The 13,743-nt window shown below is 64.7% G+C and carries 18 protein-coding genes and 1 tRNA gene; 11 read left to right on the top strand and 8 right to left on the bottom strand.

The features are described 5' to 3' along the window. The first annotated feature begins 33 nt into the window (after nucleotides 1-33). Nucleotides 34-1,530 (top strand): M48 family metalloprotease, encoded by a 1,497-nt coding sequence (locus H7X45_RS01780; protein WP_187335864.1) that lies wholly within the window; start codon nucleotides 34-36, stop codon nucleotides 1,528-1,530. A gap of 84 nt (nucleotides 1,531-1,614) precedes the next feature. Here the strand turns inward: H7X45_RS01780 and H7X45_RS01785 are convergent, their stop codons facing one another. Together H7X45_RS01785 and H7X45_RS01790 are read right to left on the bottom strand one after the other, a co-directional pair. After that, complete coding sequence (locus tag H7X45_RS01785; protein WP_187335865.1) at nucleotides 1,615-1,791, bottom strand: Flp family type IVb pilin; 177 nt, start codon at nucleotides 1,789-1,791, stop codon at nucleotides 1,615-1,617. 113 nt (nucleotides 1,792-1,904) lie between these two features. Continuing rightward, on the bottom strand, nucleotides 1,905-2,114 hold the full coding sequence (locus tag H7X45_RS01790) for a Flp family type IVb pilin (protein ID WP_343061101.1): 210 nt from the start codon (nucleotides 2,112-2,114) through the stop codon (nucleotides 1,905-1,907). A gap of 57 nt (nucleotides 2,115-2,171) precedes the next feature. Between H7X45_RS01790 and H7X45_RS01795 the strand changes: the two genes are divergently transcribed. After that, on the top strand, nucleotides 2,172-2,597 hold the full coding sequence (locus H7X45_RS01795) for a (deoxy)nucleoside triphosphate pyrophosphohydrolase (RefSeq protein ID WP_246449564.1): 426 nt from the start codon (nucleotides 2,172-2,174) through the stop codon (nucleotides 2,595-2,597). On the opposite strand, the gene H7X45_RS01800 is transcribed toward H7X45_RS01795, so the two are convergent. Further along, nucleotides 2,559-3,419 (bottom strand): methyltransferase domain-containing protein, encoded by an 861-nt coding sequence (locus H7X45_RS01800; protein ID WP_187335868.1) that lies wholly within the window; start codon nucleotides 3,417-3,419, stop codon nucleotides 2,559-2,561. The two genes, H7X45_RS01795 and H7X45_RS01800, sit on opposite strands and share 39 nt — an antisense overlap. A gap of 46 nt (nucleotides 3,420-3,465) precedes the next feature. On the opposite strand from H7X45_RS01800, the gene H7X45_RS01805 reads away from it, so the two are divergent. From H7X45_RS01805 to H7X45_RS01825, 5 genes are all read left to right on the top strand, one after another. After that, the gene (locus H7X45_RS01805) at nucleotides 3,466-4,188 is read left to right on the top strand and encodes a ComF family protein (RefSeq protein ID WP_187335869.1); all 723 of its coding nucleotides are present in this window, start codon (nucleotides 3,466-3,468) and stop codon (nucleotides 4,186-4,188) included. 45 nt (nucleotides 4,189-4,233) lie between these two features. Further along, nucleotides 4,234-4,491: a glutaredoxin 3 gene (gene grxC / locus H7X45_RS01810; RefSeq protein ID WP_187335870.1), complete on the top strand. Its 258-nt coding sequence runs from the start codon at nucleotides 4,234-4,236 to the stop codon at nucleotides 4,489-4,491. Then, nucleotides 4,491-5,312 carry a carbon-nitrogen hydrolase family protein gene (locus H7X45_RS01815; RefSeq protein ID WP_187335871.1) on the top strand — a complete coding sequence of 274 codons (822 nt, stop codon included), beginning with the start codon at nucleotides 4,491-4,493 and terminating at the stop codon, nucleotides 5,310-5,312. Before grxC ends, H7X45_RS01815 begins: the two co-directional genes overlap by 1 nt. A gap of 34 nt (nucleotides 5,313-5,346) precedes the next feature. Further along, a tRNA-Arg gene (locus H7X45_RS01820) sits at nucleotides 5,347-5,423 on the top strand. Between the two features lie 108 nt (nucleotides 5,424-5,531). Then, nucleotides 5,532-5,810 carry a hypothetical protein gene (locus tag H7X45_RS01825; RefSeq protein ID WP_187335872.1) on the top strand — a complete coding sequence of 93 codons (279 nt, stop codon included), beginning with the start codon at nucleotides 5,532-5,534 and terminating at the stop codon, nucleotides 5,808-5,810. Between the two features lie 110 nt (nucleotides 5,811-5,920). Here the strand turns inward: H7X45_RS01825 and H7X45_RS01830 are convergent, their stop codons facing one another. The 3 genes from H7X45_RS01830 to hemW all read right to left on the bottom strand — a co-directional run bounded on the left by H7X45_RS01830 (nucleotide 5,921) and on the right by hemW (nucleotide 8,983). After that, nucleotides 5,921-6,712, bottom strand: coding sequence for an enoyl-CoA hydratase-related protein (locus H7X45_RS01830; RefSeq protein ID WP_187335873.1), 792 nt, complete (start codon nucleotides 6,710-6,712; stop codon nucleotides 5,921-5,923). 167 nt (nucleotides 6,713-6,879) lie between these two features. After that, nucleotides 6,880-7,758 (bottom strand): tyrosine recombinase XerC, encoded by an 879-nt coding sequence (locus tag H7X45_RS01835; RefSeq protein ID WP_187335874.1) that lies wholly within the window; start codon nucleotides 7,756-7,758, stop codon nucleotides 6,880-6,882. 61 nt (nucleotides 7,759-7,819) lie between these two features. Continuing rightward, entirely contained in the window at nucleotides 7,820-8,983 is a 1,164-nt protein-coding gene (gene hemW, locus H7X45_RS01840; RefSeq protein ID WP_187335875.1) for a radical SAM family heme chaperone HemW, read from the bottom strand. A gap of 96 nt (nucleotides 8,984-9,079) precedes the next feature. On the opposite strand from hemW, the gene H7X45_RS01845 reads away from it, so the two are divergent. Beyond that, the gene (locus tag H7X45_RS01845) at nucleotides 9,080-9,649 is read left to right on the top strand and encodes a CAP domain-containing protein (RefSeq protein ID WP_187335876.1); all 570 of its coding nucleotides are present in this window, start codon (nucleotides 9,080-9,082) and stop codon (nucleotides 9,647-9,649) included. Nucleotides 9,650-9,748: 99 nt separating this feature from the next. On the opposite strand, the gene rdgB is transcribed toward H7X45_RS01845, so the two are convergent. Both rdgB and rph read right to left on the bottom strand, forming a co-directional pair. Beyond that, the gene (rdgB, locus tag H7X45_RS01850) at nucleotides 9,749-10,375 is read right to left on the bottom strand and encodes an RdgB/HAM1 family non-canonical purine NTP pyrophosphatase (protein WP_246449565.1); all 627 of its coding nucleotides are present in this window, start codon (nucleotides 10,373-10,375) and stop codon (nucleotides 9,749-9,751) included. 22 nt (nucleotides 10,376-10,397) lie between these two features. Next, complete coding sequence (gene rph, locus H7X45_RS01855; RefSeq protein ID WP_187335878.1) at nucleotides 10,398-11,114, bottom strand: ribonuclease PH; 717 nt, start codon at nucleotides 11,112-11,114, stop codon at nucleotides 10,398-10,400. A gap of 120 nt (nucleotides 11,115-11,234) precedes the next feature. Here rph and hrcA point away from each other — a divergent pair, with 120 nt between their 5' ends. The 3 genes from hrcA to H7X45_RS01870 all read left to right on the top strand — a co-directional run bounded on the left by hrcA (nucleotide 11,235) and on the right by H7X45_RS01870 (nucleotide 13,721). Beyond that, on the top strand, nucleotides 11,235-12,278 hold the full coding sequence (hrcA, locus tag H7X45_RS01860; protein ID WP_187335879.1) for a heat-inducible transcriptional repressor HrcA: 1,044 nt from the start codon (nucleotides 11,235-11,237) through the stop codon (nucleotides 12,276-12,278). Nucleotides 12,279-12,332: 54 nt separating this feature from the next. Continuing rightward, entirely contained in the window at nucleotides 12,333-12,908 is a 576-nt protein-coding gene (grpE, locus tag H7X45_RS01865) for a nucleotide exchange factor GrpE (RefSeq protein WP_187335880.1), read from the top strand. Nucleotides 12,909-13,016: 108 nt separating this feature from the next. After that, nucleotides 13,017-13,721 carry a DUF4197 domain-containing protein gene (locus H7X45_RS01870; protein ID WP_246449566.1) on the top strand — a complete coding sequence of 235 codons (705 nt, stop codon included), beginning with the start codon at nucleotides 13,017-13,019 and terminating at the stop codon, nucleotides 13,719-13,721. Nucleotides 13,722-13,743 lie beyond the last annotated feature (22 nt).

Raw genomic sequence — 13,743 nt, forward strand, 5'->3', positions numbered from 1 at the left:
TTCACCTCCTCAATAACAACAGAGGAGGAAACGATGCGTTTTAATCGTGGAGTATTGGCGGCAGGTGTTGCCGCGCTCGGTTTGGCATCCTGTACCAGCGCCGGATATAACGATCCGCTCACCGCGGGGGAAACGTTCCAATCGAAGCCGGTGACGCCGCAGGCGCGCCAGCAGGGCCAGCAGGCCTATAGCGAAATCGTCAAGGAATTTGGCGGGCTCTACACGCAGGGCAACGAGGCGAATTATGTTGAGCGGGTCGGCCGCAAGATCGCCGTCCAATCCGGCCTCGCCAACAGCGAGAGCGCCTACACGATTTCGCTCCTGAATTCGCCGGTCAACAACGCCTTCGCGACGCCTGGCGGTTATGTCTACATCACGCGCCAGCTCGTCGCGCTCGCCAATGATGAGGCGGAGATGGCCGGCGTGCTGGGTCACGAAGTCGGCCATGTGGCCGCCGATCATTCCGGCCAGCGTCAGAGCGCGCAGACGAAAGCGGGCCTCTTCGGCGTCGCCGGTCAGATCCTTGGCGGCCTGCTGGGCGATCGGACGGGCCTTCTCGGCTCGCTCGGCGGCGCTATCCAGAACTATGCGCCCGCCGTCGCGCAGCTTTACACGCTCAGCTACTCGCGCGGACAGGAAGAGCAGGCGGATGACTTGGGCATTCGTTATCTTTCGAAGGCGGGATATGATCCCATGGCGCTATCGGACATGCTGGCCTCGCTTGCGATGCAGACGGCGGTGGATCAGCGTGCGTCCGGGCAAGACGGACGTTCAACGCCCGAATGGGCGAGCACGCACCCCGATCCGGCACGCCGCGTTGCGCGTGCCGCGCAGATCGCGCAGACCTATGCGCCCGGCGGTATCCGCAACCGCGCACAGCATCTGGCGACCATCGACGGCATTCTTTATGGCGACGATCCCAAAAACGGCGTGATCGAGGGCAACACCTTCCTGCATCCCGAGCTGGGGCTCCGCTTCTCCGTGCCGCAGGGCTACGGCATGACGAACGGCGCGCAGGCGGTGACCATTCAGGGCGGCACCGGGCAGGCGCAGTTCAGCATGGGCTCGTTCAACGGCAATTTGCAGAGCTATATTGGCGACGTGTTCCGCTCGGTAGCGGGCCAGACGCAGCTTCAGGTTGGGCAGCTTCAGCGGACGACCGTGAACGGTATTCCGGCGGCCTATCAGACCGCGCGGGCCAATACCCAGAATGGGCAGGTGGACGTCACTGTTTTCGCCTATGAATTTTCGGGCAGCCGCGCCTATCACTTCGTGACGCTGACGCCCGCCGGGCAGAACCCGTTCGGCACCATGTTCCAGAGCATGTCGCGCCTGAGCTCTGCAGAGGCGGCGCGGATCAAGCCGCGGCGGATCGATATCGTGACCGCGCAGAGCGGCGATACCGTGGCCAGTCTGGCACGGCGCATGGCCTATGACCGGCTGCAGACCGAGCGCTTCATGGCGCTGAACGGCCTGAGCGGCAATGCGGGCCTGCAGGCGGGGCAGCAGTACAAGATCGTCGTCTACTGATTTCAGCAAGACGGGAAATGTACAAAGAAAAGGGCGGCGGCACCATTCCGTGCCGCCGCCCTTTTAAATTCAAGCTGCGAACGCTTACTTGCTGTTGGCGTTGCTCAGCGAATTGTTCACCTTGTTGAAGGTGTTGGTGAGGTTGCCACCGAGCGCCGACATCGCGGCGATCGCGGCCACTGCGATCAGAGCTGCGATCAGGCCATATTCGATGGCGGTCGCACCGTCTTCATTTTCGAAAATCTGATAAAAGGTTTTCACGTCTGGTCTCCTTGCATTGCGCTTCATTCACCCCGTCGAACTGCCCCTGACGGCTAAGGTCCAACATCGGTCAGCCTATCGCTAAAGCTCTTAGAAAAGATTAACGGCGGCTTTTACTTCGTTGCGTCCACGACATTAGTGCTCACGGAGTTCCACATCTGAATGGTGGTTCCGCTCATCGACGAAAGCGCACCGATCATGGCAATCACTACAAGTGCCGCGATCAGTCCGTATTCGACGGCCGTGGCCCCGTCCTGCTCATGTAGAATACGATGGATCCATTGTTTCATCGATCGCATTCCCCATTTGCTGGATGTCGTCACGTGCGATGCTGCTTTTCGCCGATTGGCGTAAACAAGCTTTTAATTCGGAAGGTTAACGTGGCAATTTCCCCGACAGTGCTACCCGTCGTCGCAGCGACACTGATCGATGACGGCGGGCGCGTGCTTCTTCAGAAACGCCCGGAAAACCGCATGCATGGCGGACTTTGGGAGTTTCCCGGCGGCAAGGTGGAGCCATGTGAAAAGGCTGCCGACGCTTTGGCACGGGAGCTGGAAGAAGAACTGGGCATTACGCTTGATCCCGGCGCGATCGCTCCTGTTGGCTTTGCCGACGCACCGCTGGAGCCGCGCAATCTGATTCTGCTGCTCTACGCCTGCACCGCGTGGGAGGGCGCACCGCACCCGCGCGAAGAGGGCGCTGCAATCGGCTGGTTTGCGCCTGCGACCGTCGCGGAGCTCGATCTTGCGCCGGCGGATCGGCAGCTTCTACCCGCCCTGATCCGCTTTCTGGCCGCCAGAGCGTAGCGCGTCGGCCAGGGAAACGCTGGCGCTGCCCCTGCGCGCGGGCTTGGCCTGATCGGGGGAGGGGGCCCATCCGCTCAGCGAAATCAGCTCCAACCGCTCGGACAGTTTGCCGTCGGCCTCCGCCATGCCGGCCCATGCCTCGAACAGCCGCGCGAGGCCGGCCTTGCCGATGAAAGCGCGTGGCCCCGCCAGCGCATTGCCCGTGCCGGCCTCGCGCAGATCGTTGATCAGGCGCAGCGGATCGCCATAGCGCAGCGTCAACCGGTCGCCATCGGCCACCGGCATCGCGAAGCCTGCGCGCGACAGCAGGTCCCCGGCGGACCGCACGTCGATCTGCGGATGGATGTGCGCGGCGGTGCGGTCCCCATCGGCGGCGATCATACAGCGTTTGAGCGCCGGAAGGCTGCCCGCGCCGAACATGGTTCCCAGGAACAGGCCGTCGGGTTTCAGCGATCGGCGAACCTGTATAAGCGCGCCGGGCAGATCGTTCACGCTATCGAGCGTGCCTGCCGATATGATGAGATCGAAGCTTGCCGGTTCAAAGGGCAGCGCATCTTCGGTGCACAGCACTGCGCCATCGTGCGCTTCCGCCTCGCTCAGCGCTGCATATCTTATCGCAGCCTCGGCAGGGAGCGCCAGTTTCTCTCGAAACCGCGCGACGGGGCCGAGCAGCAGGATATCGCGAAACTCCCGCGACACCGCGGACAGGCGTTCACCCAGATCGTCCGCCATCCATTCTAGGAAGAGGGAGGGGGCACCGGCAGAGCGGCCACGCAGCGCGCGGCGGCGGCGGTAATCGAAAATATCGGGAGCGCTGGCCATGCCTTCCCTCTTGCCGTGATGCGTCCGTGGGGACAAGCTTCGCACCATGCTGGCTGTCCCGCAACCGCTGCGCCAGGCGCTTGATTTCGTGCTGCCGCCGCGCTGTCCCGGATGCGGCTGCGTCCCGGCCGATGCGGCGGCCTTTTGCCTTGATTGCTGGTGTCAGCTGAAGTTTCTGGCACCGCCCTGGTGCCACTGCTGCGGCCTGCCGTTCGAACATGAGGTGCCGGGCGAGCCATTATGCGGTGCCTGTCTGGCGGCTCCGCCCCGCTTCGATTTCCTGCGATCCGCCGTTGCCTATGGCGGCATTGCGACCGATCTGGTGCTGAAACTCAAATATTCGCGCGGACTGGGCGCGGCGACCATGATGGCGGGTCACATGGCGCGCCTTCTTCCCGATCCGCCCGGCGACATGCTTGTGACGCCGGTACCGCTGCACTGGAGTCGGCTGGCCGCGCGCACCTACAATCAGTCGGTCCTCATCGGCCGTGCGCTGGCAAGGCGTATCGACCGGCCCTTCCACCCCGATCTCATCCGGCGAAAGCGCCGTACGCCGCCCCTGCGCGGCCTGGGGGCGAAGGCCCGCGCACGGACGATCCAGGGCGCGTTCGGCATCACTGAGCGGCAACGCAGGGCGATCGAGGGGCGCGCGGTGCTGATCGTCGATGATGTGCATACCAGCGGCGCCACCAGCGCGGCCTGCGCTGCAATCCTTAAGCGCAGCGGAGCTTCCTGGGTGGGCGTGGTCACCTGGGCCCGGGTGCTGTGAACGAATTTCCTGCACCTTCGTGCGAAGTCTGCTAGGCTTGCAGCCATGAAAAGCGTTGAAATCTACACCAAGTTCACCTGCGGCTACTGCCACCGCGCCAAGGCTCTCCTGAACGACAAGGGCGTTGCTTTTGAGGAGCATGATATCTCCATGGGCGGTCCGCAGCGCGAGGAGATGATCCAGCGTGCGGGCGGGCGCACCACGGTGCCGCAGATCTTCATTGGCGGCGATCATATCGGCGGCAGCGATGATCTCGCCGCGCTGGAACGTGAGGGCAAGCTCGACGCACTTCTGGCGGACTGATGCGTCTCGCCTTGCTCCAGATGACGAGCGGCATTTCCGCCGCCGACAATGCTCGCGTGATCGCCGACGCGATGAACGAGGCGGCGGATGGCGGCGCGCAGGTGCTGCTGACACCGGAAATGACGCTGCTGCTCGATCGGGACAGGGAACGCGCGGATGTGCGCGCCGAGAATGACTATCCGGAGATCGCGAATTTGCGCGAAAAAGCGCGCGCACTCGGCATATGGCTGCATCTGGGTCTGCCGGTGGCAGAGGGTGGCAAACGCCGAAATCGTACCCTCGTGATCGCTCCCGATGGCACCATTGCGGCGCGATACGACAAGATTCATCTGTTCGACGTCGATCTTTCTACCGGCGAAAGCTGGCGCGAATCGCGCGTTTATGAAGGCGGGGAGGGACCGGTGCTGGCGCAGACGGCAAATGTGCCGACGGGCCTGTCGATCTGTTACGACATTCGCTTTCCCGCGCTGTACCGCGCGCTGGCCGAGGGTGGCGCGCAGTTGCTCACCATCCCGGCGGCCTTCACCGTGCCGACGGGCCGCGCGCATTGGCATGTGCTGGCCCGTGCCCGCGCAATCGAAACCGGATGCTTCGTCGCCGCGCCCGCGCAGGTCGCCCGGCACGAAGACGGCCGCGAAACCTTTGGCCACAGCTTGGTCGTCGACCCCTGGGGCCATGTGCTGCTGGATATGGAAGAGCGCTGCGGCGTAGGCTTTGCGGACATCGACCTCGCCGCCGTCGAACGCGCGCGCACGCAAGTGCCCGCGCTCGCCAATGCCCGCCCGATCGGCGAAGTCCGCGCAACTGCGCAGACGAATTGACCCCTTGCACGCCCGCCCGTAAAAGACCCGCCGGGCGCCCGTAGCTCAGTCGGATAGAGCATCAGATTCCTAATCTGGGGGCCACAGGTTCGAATCCTGTCGGGCGCACCACATTCGTGGCTTGGCGTACATTAGGTACGTGTTGTTCTTGCCCGCGACGGCCCGTTGCTGATAGGGCGCGCCGAACTTAACGATTTTAAATCAAACAGGAAATAACCCATGAAGAAATTCATCGCAGCCGCCTCCGTGACCGCGCTTATGGCGCTTGCCGCATGCAATGGTGCGAACGAAGAGCAGGCCGAGCAGCAGGATGATGTGACCGAAGCGCAGGGCGAAGTCATGGACGCGCAGGCGGGCGTTGCCGAAGCCAAGGCCGATCTGGCCGAGGAAAAGGCTGATATGGCGACCGATCAGGTCGGTGAAGCCCAGATGAACCAGACGTCTGACGCGATGGAGCAGAAGGCCGAGAAGCTGGAAGATACCGCGGACGGCATCTGATCGTCATCGGCTCAGAATGACCGGGTGATCCAGAGGATCGCCTTGAAAGGCCCGCAAGCTGTTTGCGGGCCTTTCTTTTTTCACTGAGGTGGTATGGCTGCCGCAGCGGGTCAGCGGCCTTTGAATTCCGGCTTGCGCTTCTGCATGAAGGCAACGGCGCCTTCACGAAAATCCTCGGTGTCCCCGCAGATTTTCTGCGCCTCGGCCTCTGCCGCCATGGCATCGGCGAGGGTCAAATCCTGCGCCTTGCGAACCAGCTTGCGGATCTGGCCCATCGCAACCGTCGGTCCGGCGGCAAGGCGTGATGCGAGCGCCTGGGCTTCCTCCAGCACCTGGCTGTCGTCCACGCATCGATTGATCATGCCCAGTTCCAGCGCGCGGACCGCTGCAATACGCTCGCCCAGCAGCATCGCTTCCATCGCGGCGGGGATGCCGATCGCTTTGGGAATGATCCAGGTCGCGCCGCCGTCCGGCACCAGCCCGATATTGACGAACGCTTGCAGGAAATAGGCCGATCGCCCGGCGACGATAAGATCGCCGGCAAGCGCCAGGCTGCACCCGATACCGGCGGCAGCGCCATTGACCGCGGTGACGACCGGGATATCCAGCTCGGCAAGGGCAAGCATGCCCGGATTGAAATGTTCCTGCAGCGAGCGGCGCGAGGCATCGCCCGGCGATCCGCCGTCGAAGGTCCGCCCGGCAAGATCCGCTCCGGCGCAAAAACCGCGCCCTTCGCCGGTGATGACGAGCGCGCGCGCACCGCCGGGAACAAGCTGGGTAAGCGCATCGCGAAATTCATCGAACGAAGCAGGCGTGACCGCGTTCAGCCGGTCCGGCCGGTTCAGCGTCAGGGTGGCGACGCCCTCCTCAATGACGAGCTTGATGGATTCATATTCCGGCATCGATCTCTCCTGGGCTTTGCTGCGCTTCCGCCCGGTCTGTGGAAAGGCGGGCCGGATTGCAAGAGCGCGCCGCCACGCCTCGCATGCCGCGGCGAATATGAACCGCAGCGCGATCCGTTTCTCCATTCTCGCGGCCGAGACCGCCGCCGGTCTTGTGCGTGACGCCCTCAGGCGCGCGGGTGGGCGTGCCGATAGATATCGAGCAGATGCGCCGCGTCGACCGCGGTGTAGATTTGCGTCGAACTCAGGCTGGCATGGCCGAGCAGTTCTTGCAGCGAGCGCAGGTCCGCGCCGCCCGCCAGCAGATGCGTCGCGAAGCTGTGACGCAGCGCGTGCGGGGTCAGCCGCTCGGACAGGCCAAGGCGACGGCGAGCCTGAAGCACCGCCTGGCGCATAGCCGAGGGTTTCATCGGCCCACCGCGCGGCCCGCGAAACAGCGCCTCGTCCCTGGCGGCGGGGAAGGGCGTGGTTTCGGCATAATGCGCGACTGCCTCGCGCACGGCAGGGAGCAGCGGCACGATCCGCGTTTTGCCACGCTTGCCGGTAACGCGCAGTGTCTCGCCGAGCGGAAGATCGCCGCCGGTGAGCGACAGCGCCTCCGATATGCGCAGGCCGCAGCCATAAAGAAGCAGCAGCACGGCCCAATCCCGTGCCGCGATCCATGGCTCGCGCGCCGCCTCCGCCATGTCGGTGCCCAGCGCCATGATGTCGTCCGGACTGGCCGGGCGCGGCACGGTGCGCGCCGCTTTGGGCGCGCGGATGCGGGGGAGGGCGGCCTGATCTCCGCCGCAATATTTCAGGAAGGCACGCACTGCCGAAAGTTCACGCGCGGCCGACCGATTGCCGATCCCGTCGCTACGGCGATCTGCAAGAAAGTTTCTGAGGTCCGGCGCAGAAAGCATTGCAATATCTTGCTTTGAAGCGCTGCCGCCCAGATGTTCCATCAGTCGCTCGGCCGTCGAAACATAGGCGCGCACGGTATGGACGGACCGGCGGCGGTCATCGCGCAGATAGGCGCCATATTCGCGGATGAGCGGATGAGGCATAACAGCATCCTTACCCCGGTTGTGACTGCATCGTAAGCCCTGAGCGAAGGGATGGCATCGCTCAGGCGGGGGCGGCCTCCGCTTCCACTGCGACCACTTCCGCCAGAATGGCATCCAGCAGCAGGCGGCCCGCTTCGGTCAGCGCCAGATGAGATTCCTCGTGCAAGAGCAGCCCGTGGCCCGCCAGACGATCGACCGCCTGGGCGTCTATCAGCGCATCTTCCGAAAAACCGAAGCGTGATGCCATGACGTCAAGCCGGACACCTTCCGTCAGCCTCAGCCCCATCAGCAAGGCCTCCACGGCCTGTTCGCCGCGTGAAAGCGCTGTTTCGGTGCGCAGGCCATGGCCGTTGCGCGCGACCGCACCGAGGTAGTTTTCCGGCTTGCGATGCCGTTCGGTGGCAAGATTCAGCCGCCGCCCGTGCGCGCCGGGGCCGATGCCGGCATAATCGTGATAGCGCCAATAGGTGAGGTTGTGGCGGCTTTCCTGTCCGGCGCGTGCGTGGTTGCTGGTTTCATAGGCCGGCAGACCGGCGGCTGCCGTGCGTTCCTGCGTCAGCGCATAGAAGTCGGCCGCCACGTCGTCGTCCATCGGCTCAAAGGCCCCGCGTCGCACATCGGTGGCAAAGCGCGTACCCGGTTCGATGGTGAGCTGGTAGAGCGATAGATGCCCGGTGCCCAGCGACAGCGCGCGGGCGAGCTGCGCTTCCCACTCATCAAGCGTCTGGCCGGGCAGGGCATAGATCAAATCGAAGCTGACGCGGCCGAACTGCGCCTGCGCCATATCCAGCGCGGCGAGCCCTTCCGCAGCGCCGTGTGCGCGGCCCAGAAACCGCAGCGCATCATCCTCGAAGCTCTGCAGGCCGAGCGAGACCCGGTTGACGCCCGCCGCCGCAAGATCGCTAAAGCGCGCCGCCTCCACCGAGCTGGGATTGGCCTCCAGCGTGATTTCGATATCGTCCGCGGGCGTCCAGTACGTGGTCGCCTGATCGATCAGCCGCGCAACCAGCGTCGGCGGCATCAGTGACGGCGTGCCGCCACCGAAGAAGATCGAGCCGAGTTCGCGCCCGGCCAGCAACGCGGCTTCGTGCGCCATATCGGCCAGCAGCGCTTCACCCATGGCGTCATCATCCATGTTCGCGCGGACATGGCTGTTGAAGTCGCAATAGGGGCATTTGCTGACGCAGAAGGGCCAGTGGATGTAGAGGGCGAGAGGGGACGTCACGGCGCCCCCATATCCGTTCGCCCGGCGGTTGTCGAAGCCTGACCGGTAGCGGTGCGTTCGCTTGCCGTTCAGCCAGGCTGTGCCCAGATCGGAGTCATGAAAGCTATTCTCCTCCCGCTCGCCCTGCTGCTCGGCGCCTGCTCCCCGCCTGTCGCCAGCATGCCGCAGAGCGAGGCACCGGCGGTAATAACCGAGCGGATGCCAGGTGGCCCGCCGCCAGCGCGTGGCGAACAGTTACTGCGTGACGTCATGCTGTCACGCCAGAACGCTGCACGCCGCGCGGTGGATGCGCCGCCGTTGGTCTGGAATGAGGCGCTGGTCGCGTCGGCGCGAAGCTATGCGCGCGAACTGGCGGCAAGCGGTCGTTTCGAACATGCCCGGCAAAGCGGCGTGCCGCAGGGCGAAAATTTGTGGATCGGGACGCGCGGCGCCTTTTCCTATCGCGAAATGGTTGATGCGTGGATTGCCGAGCGGGCCGATTATGTGCCCGGACCGGTGCCGCAGAACAGCCGCAACGGCAAACCGGTGGGCCATTACACGCAGATGATCTGGCGCAGCACGCGCGCTGTGGGCTGCGCGGTTGCCGCCAACCGGCAGAACGAAGTGCTGGTCTGCCGCTATTCGCCCGCGGGCAATGTGGTGGGACGGCGGCCCGATATGGGGTGATCGACGTCATCGACCGTAGGTACCAAGCCTATCGAAGCATGCTTCTCGATCGAGAGGCGCTTTCGACAAGCTCAGGGCTACGGGTTCGGCGGGAATCCCTCAGAAAACCGCGCCGACCAGCTTGGCAAAGGCATCGGCGCGGTGGTCGATCTCCTGCTTTTCCGCCGGGTCCATTTGACCGAAGGTGCGCGTTTCGCCGTCGATCATGAACACCGGATCATAGCCGAAACCACGGTCTCCGCGCGGGGGCCAGACGAGCGTGCCGGGCACCGAGCCCGCGAAGACCTCCTCATGCCCATCGGGCCAGACCAGCGCGAGCGTGCTGTGGAAGCTGGCCGAACGATCGACGTCCGGGCCGTGTTCGGCAAGTTTGCCCTCCACCTTGCCCATCGCCATGTACCAATCGCGGCCCGGCCCTCCCTCGAACCAGCTCTTTTCCGCCCAGTCGGCGGTGTAGACGCCGGGCGCATCGCCCAGCGCCTTCACGCACAGTCCGCTATCGTCCGCCAGCGCCACCGTGCCGGTGGCCGAAACCGCCGCACGCGCCTTGATCAGCGCGTTTTCCACAAAGCTCGTACCGGTCTCGTCCGGCTCTGGCAGGTTCAGCTGTCCGGCGGAAACCGGCGTCATGCCATAGGGGCCAAGCAGCGCGGTAATCTCGCGCAGCTTGCCCTCATTATGCGTGGCGATGATGAGATCGCCGGGGACGAGCTTACGATGGGCCAAGGCGGCTCTCCTTTCGGATCGATTATCCTTTGACGGCAGCCTCTTGTGCCTTGAAGATCTGATCGCATCCGAGCTTGGCAAGGCGCAGAAGACGCAGCAGGCCCTCCTCGTCATAGGTTGCGCCCTCGGCCGTGGCCTGTACCTCGGCGATGCGGCCGCCCTCGATCAGCACGAAATTGGCGTCGGCATCCGCGTTCGAATCCTCGGCATAATCGAGGTCCAGCACCGGCGTGCCCTGATAGATGCCGCAGCTAACCGCGGCGATCTTCGCCTCGATCGGGTCCTGCGCAATCAGGCCGCGCTTCAGCAGGCCGTCGACGGCAAGGCGCATCGCCACCCACGCGCCGGAGATCGACGCGGTGCGGGTGCCGCCATCGGCTTGGATCACATCGCAATCGAGCGTGATCTGATGCTCACCGAGCTTCTTCATGTCTACGACAGAGCGTAAGCTTCGTCCGATAAGGCGCTGAATTTCCTGCGTCCGTCCGGACTGCTTGCCCTTGGCCGCTTCGCGCATCCCGCGGGTATGCGTGGCGCGCGGGAGCATGGAATATTCGCCCGTCACCCAGCCTTCGCCCTTGCCGCGCATCCACGGCGGCAGCCGGTCTTCGACGCTGGCGGTGCACAGCACGCGGGTATCGCCGAAGCTGACGAGGCAGGAGCCTTCGGCATGTTTGGTGAAGCCGGTTTCGAAGCTGAGGGCACGCATTTCATCGGCGGCGCGGGAAGAGGGGCGCATGGGAATCTCCTGATTGGGTTGGGGCGGCTTTAGGGAAGGGGCGGCGCTGTTGCTAGAGCTGTGCGCAAAGTGCGACGTTCCGGATTTGGCGTCTCAGCTTTCATCGCCTATCTTGGCCAAATGAACACGCCGCCCATTTCCGAACTGACCGACCGCACGCGCGATATCTTCCGCAGCGTCGTCGAGGCCTATCTCGAAAGCGGGCAGCCGGTGGGATCGCGCACGATCAGCCGCGCCTCCGCGCTGGGCCTGTCGCCCGCCACGATCCGCAATGTGATGCAGGATCTGGAGGAGATCGGCCTGCTCGCCGCGCCGCATACCAGCGCCGGGCGGCTTCCGACCGACCTCGGCCTGCGCCTGTTCGTCGACGGCATGATGCAGGTGGCCGAACCTTCGGACGAGGAGCGCCAGGCGATCGAATCGCAGCTGAGCGGGTCCGGCCCGATCGAGCAGGCGCTGGCCTCTGCTACGGCGATGCTGTCCGGCCTGTCGAGCTGCGCGGGGATCGTACAGGTGCCCAAGCGCGAGCCGCGCTTGAAGCAGTTCGGTTTTGCGCGCCTGTCGGACACGCAGCTGATCGCGGTGCTGGTGGGCGAGGATGGCAGCGTGGAAAATCGGCTGGTCGAGCCGCCGCCGGGTGTAACCGACGCCACGCTGGCCGAGGCGTCCAACTATCTCACCAAACATCTGGCGGGCCTCACTCTGTCCGAAGCGCTGGAGCGGCTGGACGGGGATATCCGCAATCACAAGGCCGCGCTGGACCGCGCGAGCGCCGATCTGGTGCGCGAGGGGCTCGCTACCTGGAGCCTCGACGGGCGGGACCGGCCGGTGCTGATCGTGCGCGGACAGGCACGCTTGCTGGACGAAAGCAGCGCCGCCGATCTGGACCGGGTGCGCCAGTTGCTCGACGAGATCGAGAGCGAGGAAGAGATCGCCCGTCTGATCGACAGCGCGCGCGAGGCGGCGGCCACCAAGATCTTCATCGGATCGGAGAACAAGCTGTTCTCGCTCAGCGGCTCTTCCGTCATCGCCGCGCCCTATAAGGATAATGCAGGGCGGATCGTCGGAGTTGTCGGCGTTATTGGCCCCACGCGCTTGAACTACGCGCGCATCGTGCCCATGGTGGATTTCACCGCGCGGGCGCTCTCGCGCCTCGTCGATTGATCCTCGATCGAGCGTCCCCGCGCCACCTCAATTCAACCGAAAGAACCTGGAAACATGGCCGAAGACAAGCAGATGGACGAAGCTGCCGAGAAAGAACTGGAAGGCGTGCCGGAAGAGCTGCGCGAAGAAACCGCCGACGGCTCGCCCGAGCTACAGGAGCATGACCGGCTGGCCGAGCTGGAAAATCAGCTCGCCGAGGCCAAACAGAATGTGCTCTATGCTCAGGCCGAGACGCAGAACGTGCGTCGCCGCGCGGAAAAGGACGCGGCCGACGCGCGCAATTATGCCGCAACCGGCTTCGCCCGCGACGTGCTGTCGGTGAACGACAATCTGCAACGCGCGCTCGATGCGATCCCCAAGGAAATCCGCGACGAAGAGAAGTGGAAGGGCCTGATCACCGGCATCGAAGCCACTGGCCGAGAGCTGGAAAATGTGTTCGGCAAACACGGCATTACGCGCGTGGCCGCCAAGGGCCTGCCGCTCGACCCCAATGTCCATCAGGCGATGATGGAAATCCCGAGCGACGAGGCGGAGCCGGGCACCGTGGTGCAGGAAATCCAGGCCGGCTATATGATCAAGGACCGTCTGCTGCGCCCTGCGCTGGTGGGCGTGGCGAAGAAGCCGGACTGATCTTCCGACAGTTCATCCACTTGGTTCCTTCCCGCTCGATTGCGGCGGGAAGGAACCTAGGATCGCTTCCGCCCGTTGCCGCCGCGTAACGAACAGGAGCGTATGTCCATGTCAGTTCTTATCAGCCGCCTCGAAGGCCCCCTCCGCCGCCGCGCATTCATCGGCGGCGGCGTCATGACATCGGCGGCGCTGCTGCTGACCGGCTGCCAATCGCTGCCGGGTTTCAGCCTGAACGAGGCGGTGCGCCGGCTGCTGACGATCAGTTCGCAAAATGCGTTCGCGCAGCTGCTCCAGCCGGGCGGCTTTTACGACAACGAGCTGGACCGCATCCCGCTGCCCGCGCAATTCGGGGAGGGCGGTGCGATCCTGGGCGCGGTGCTGCGCAGCCCGGCCTTTCGCGATCGGCTGCAACGCCAGCTCAACATCGCCGCGGCGCAAGGGGCCGAGCGGGCGGCGCCGTTGGTGACGGACGCGATCCGCAATGCCAGCTTCGCCGATGCCACTGCGATCGTGCGTGGGGGCCCACGTGCGGCGACCGATTATCTGCGCGGCAATCTGGGCAATGCGCTGATTACCGCCATGGTGCCGGAAATCGGCGGCGCCTTGCGCCTCGCCCAGAACGATATCGTCGCGCAGGCGATCCGCGCGGTCAGCGGTGTCGACGTGCAGGGTATCGCCACCAGCGTCGGCCGGGCGGCGAACGATGTGATCTGGAACGCCATCGGACGCGAGGAAGCCGATATTCGCGCCAATCCGCGCGCCACGAACGATCCGCTGCTGATCGGCGTCTTCGGACTAAACGGCGCGCTGTAGCTCTTCGCTCGCCGCTCCGTCG

The organism is Novosphingopyxis iocasae, from assembly GCF_014334095.1.
GTDB classification, from domain to species: domain Bacteria; phylum Pseudomonadota; class Alphaproteobacteria; order Sphingomonadales; family Sphingomonadaceae; genus Novosphingopyxis; species Novosphingopyxis iocasae.

Bases quoted from the DNA above. Each gene is read 5' to 3' on its own strand.
- H7X45_RS01830 (WP_187335873.1), bottom strand. From the start codon at position 6,712: ATGCCGGAATATGAATCCATCAAGCTCGTCATTGAGGAGGGCGTCGCC.
- H7X45_RS01835 (WP_187335874.1), bottom strand. From the start codon at position 7,758: ATGCCTCATCCGCTCATCCGCGAATATGGCGCCTATCTGCGCGATGAC.
- H7X45_RS01815 (WP_187335871.1), top strand. From the start codon at position 4,491: ATGCGTCTCGCCTTGCTCCAGATGACGAGCGGCATTTCCGCCGCCGAC.
- grpE (WP_187335880.1), top strand. From the start codon at position 12,333: ATGGCCGAAGACAAGCAGATGGACGAAGCTGCCGAGAAAGAACTGGAA.
- H7X45_RS01845 (WP_187335876.1), top strand. From the start codon at position 9,080: ATGAAAGCTATTCTCCTCCCGCTCGCCCTGCTGCTCGGCGCCTGCTCC.
- H7X45_RS01870 (WP_246449566.1), top strand. From the start codon at position 13,017: ATGTCAGTTCTTATCAGCCGCCTCGAAGGCCCCCTCCGCCGCCGCGCA.
- H7X45_RS01825 (WP_187335872.1), top strand. From the start codon at position 5,532: ATGAAGAAATTCATCGCAGCCGCCTCCGTGACCGCGCTTATGGCGCTT.
- H7X45_RS01800 (WP_187335868.1), bottom strand. From the start codon at position 3,419: ATGGCCAGCGCTCCCGATATTTTCGATTACCGCCGCCGCCGCGCGCTG.
- H7X45_RS01805 (WP_187335869.1), top strand. From the start codon at position 3,466: ATGCTGGCTGTCCCGCAACCGCTGCGCCAGGCGCTTGATTTCGTGCTG.
- H7X45_RS01780 (WP_187335864.1), top strand. From the start codon at position 34: ATGCGTTTTAATCGTGGAGTATTGGCGGCAGGTGTTGCCGCGCTCGGT.
- rph (WP_187335878.1), bottom strand. From the start codon at position 11,114: ATGCGCCCCTCTTCCCGCGCCGCCGATGAAATGCGTGCCCTCAGCTTC.
- grxC (WP_187335870.1), top strand. From the start codon at position 4,234: ATGAAAAGCGTTGAAATCTACACCAAGTTCACCTGCGGCTACTGCCAC.
- hrcA (WP_187335879.1), top strand. From the start codon at position 11,235: ATGAACACGCCGCCCATTTCCGAACTGACCGACCGCACGCGCGATATC.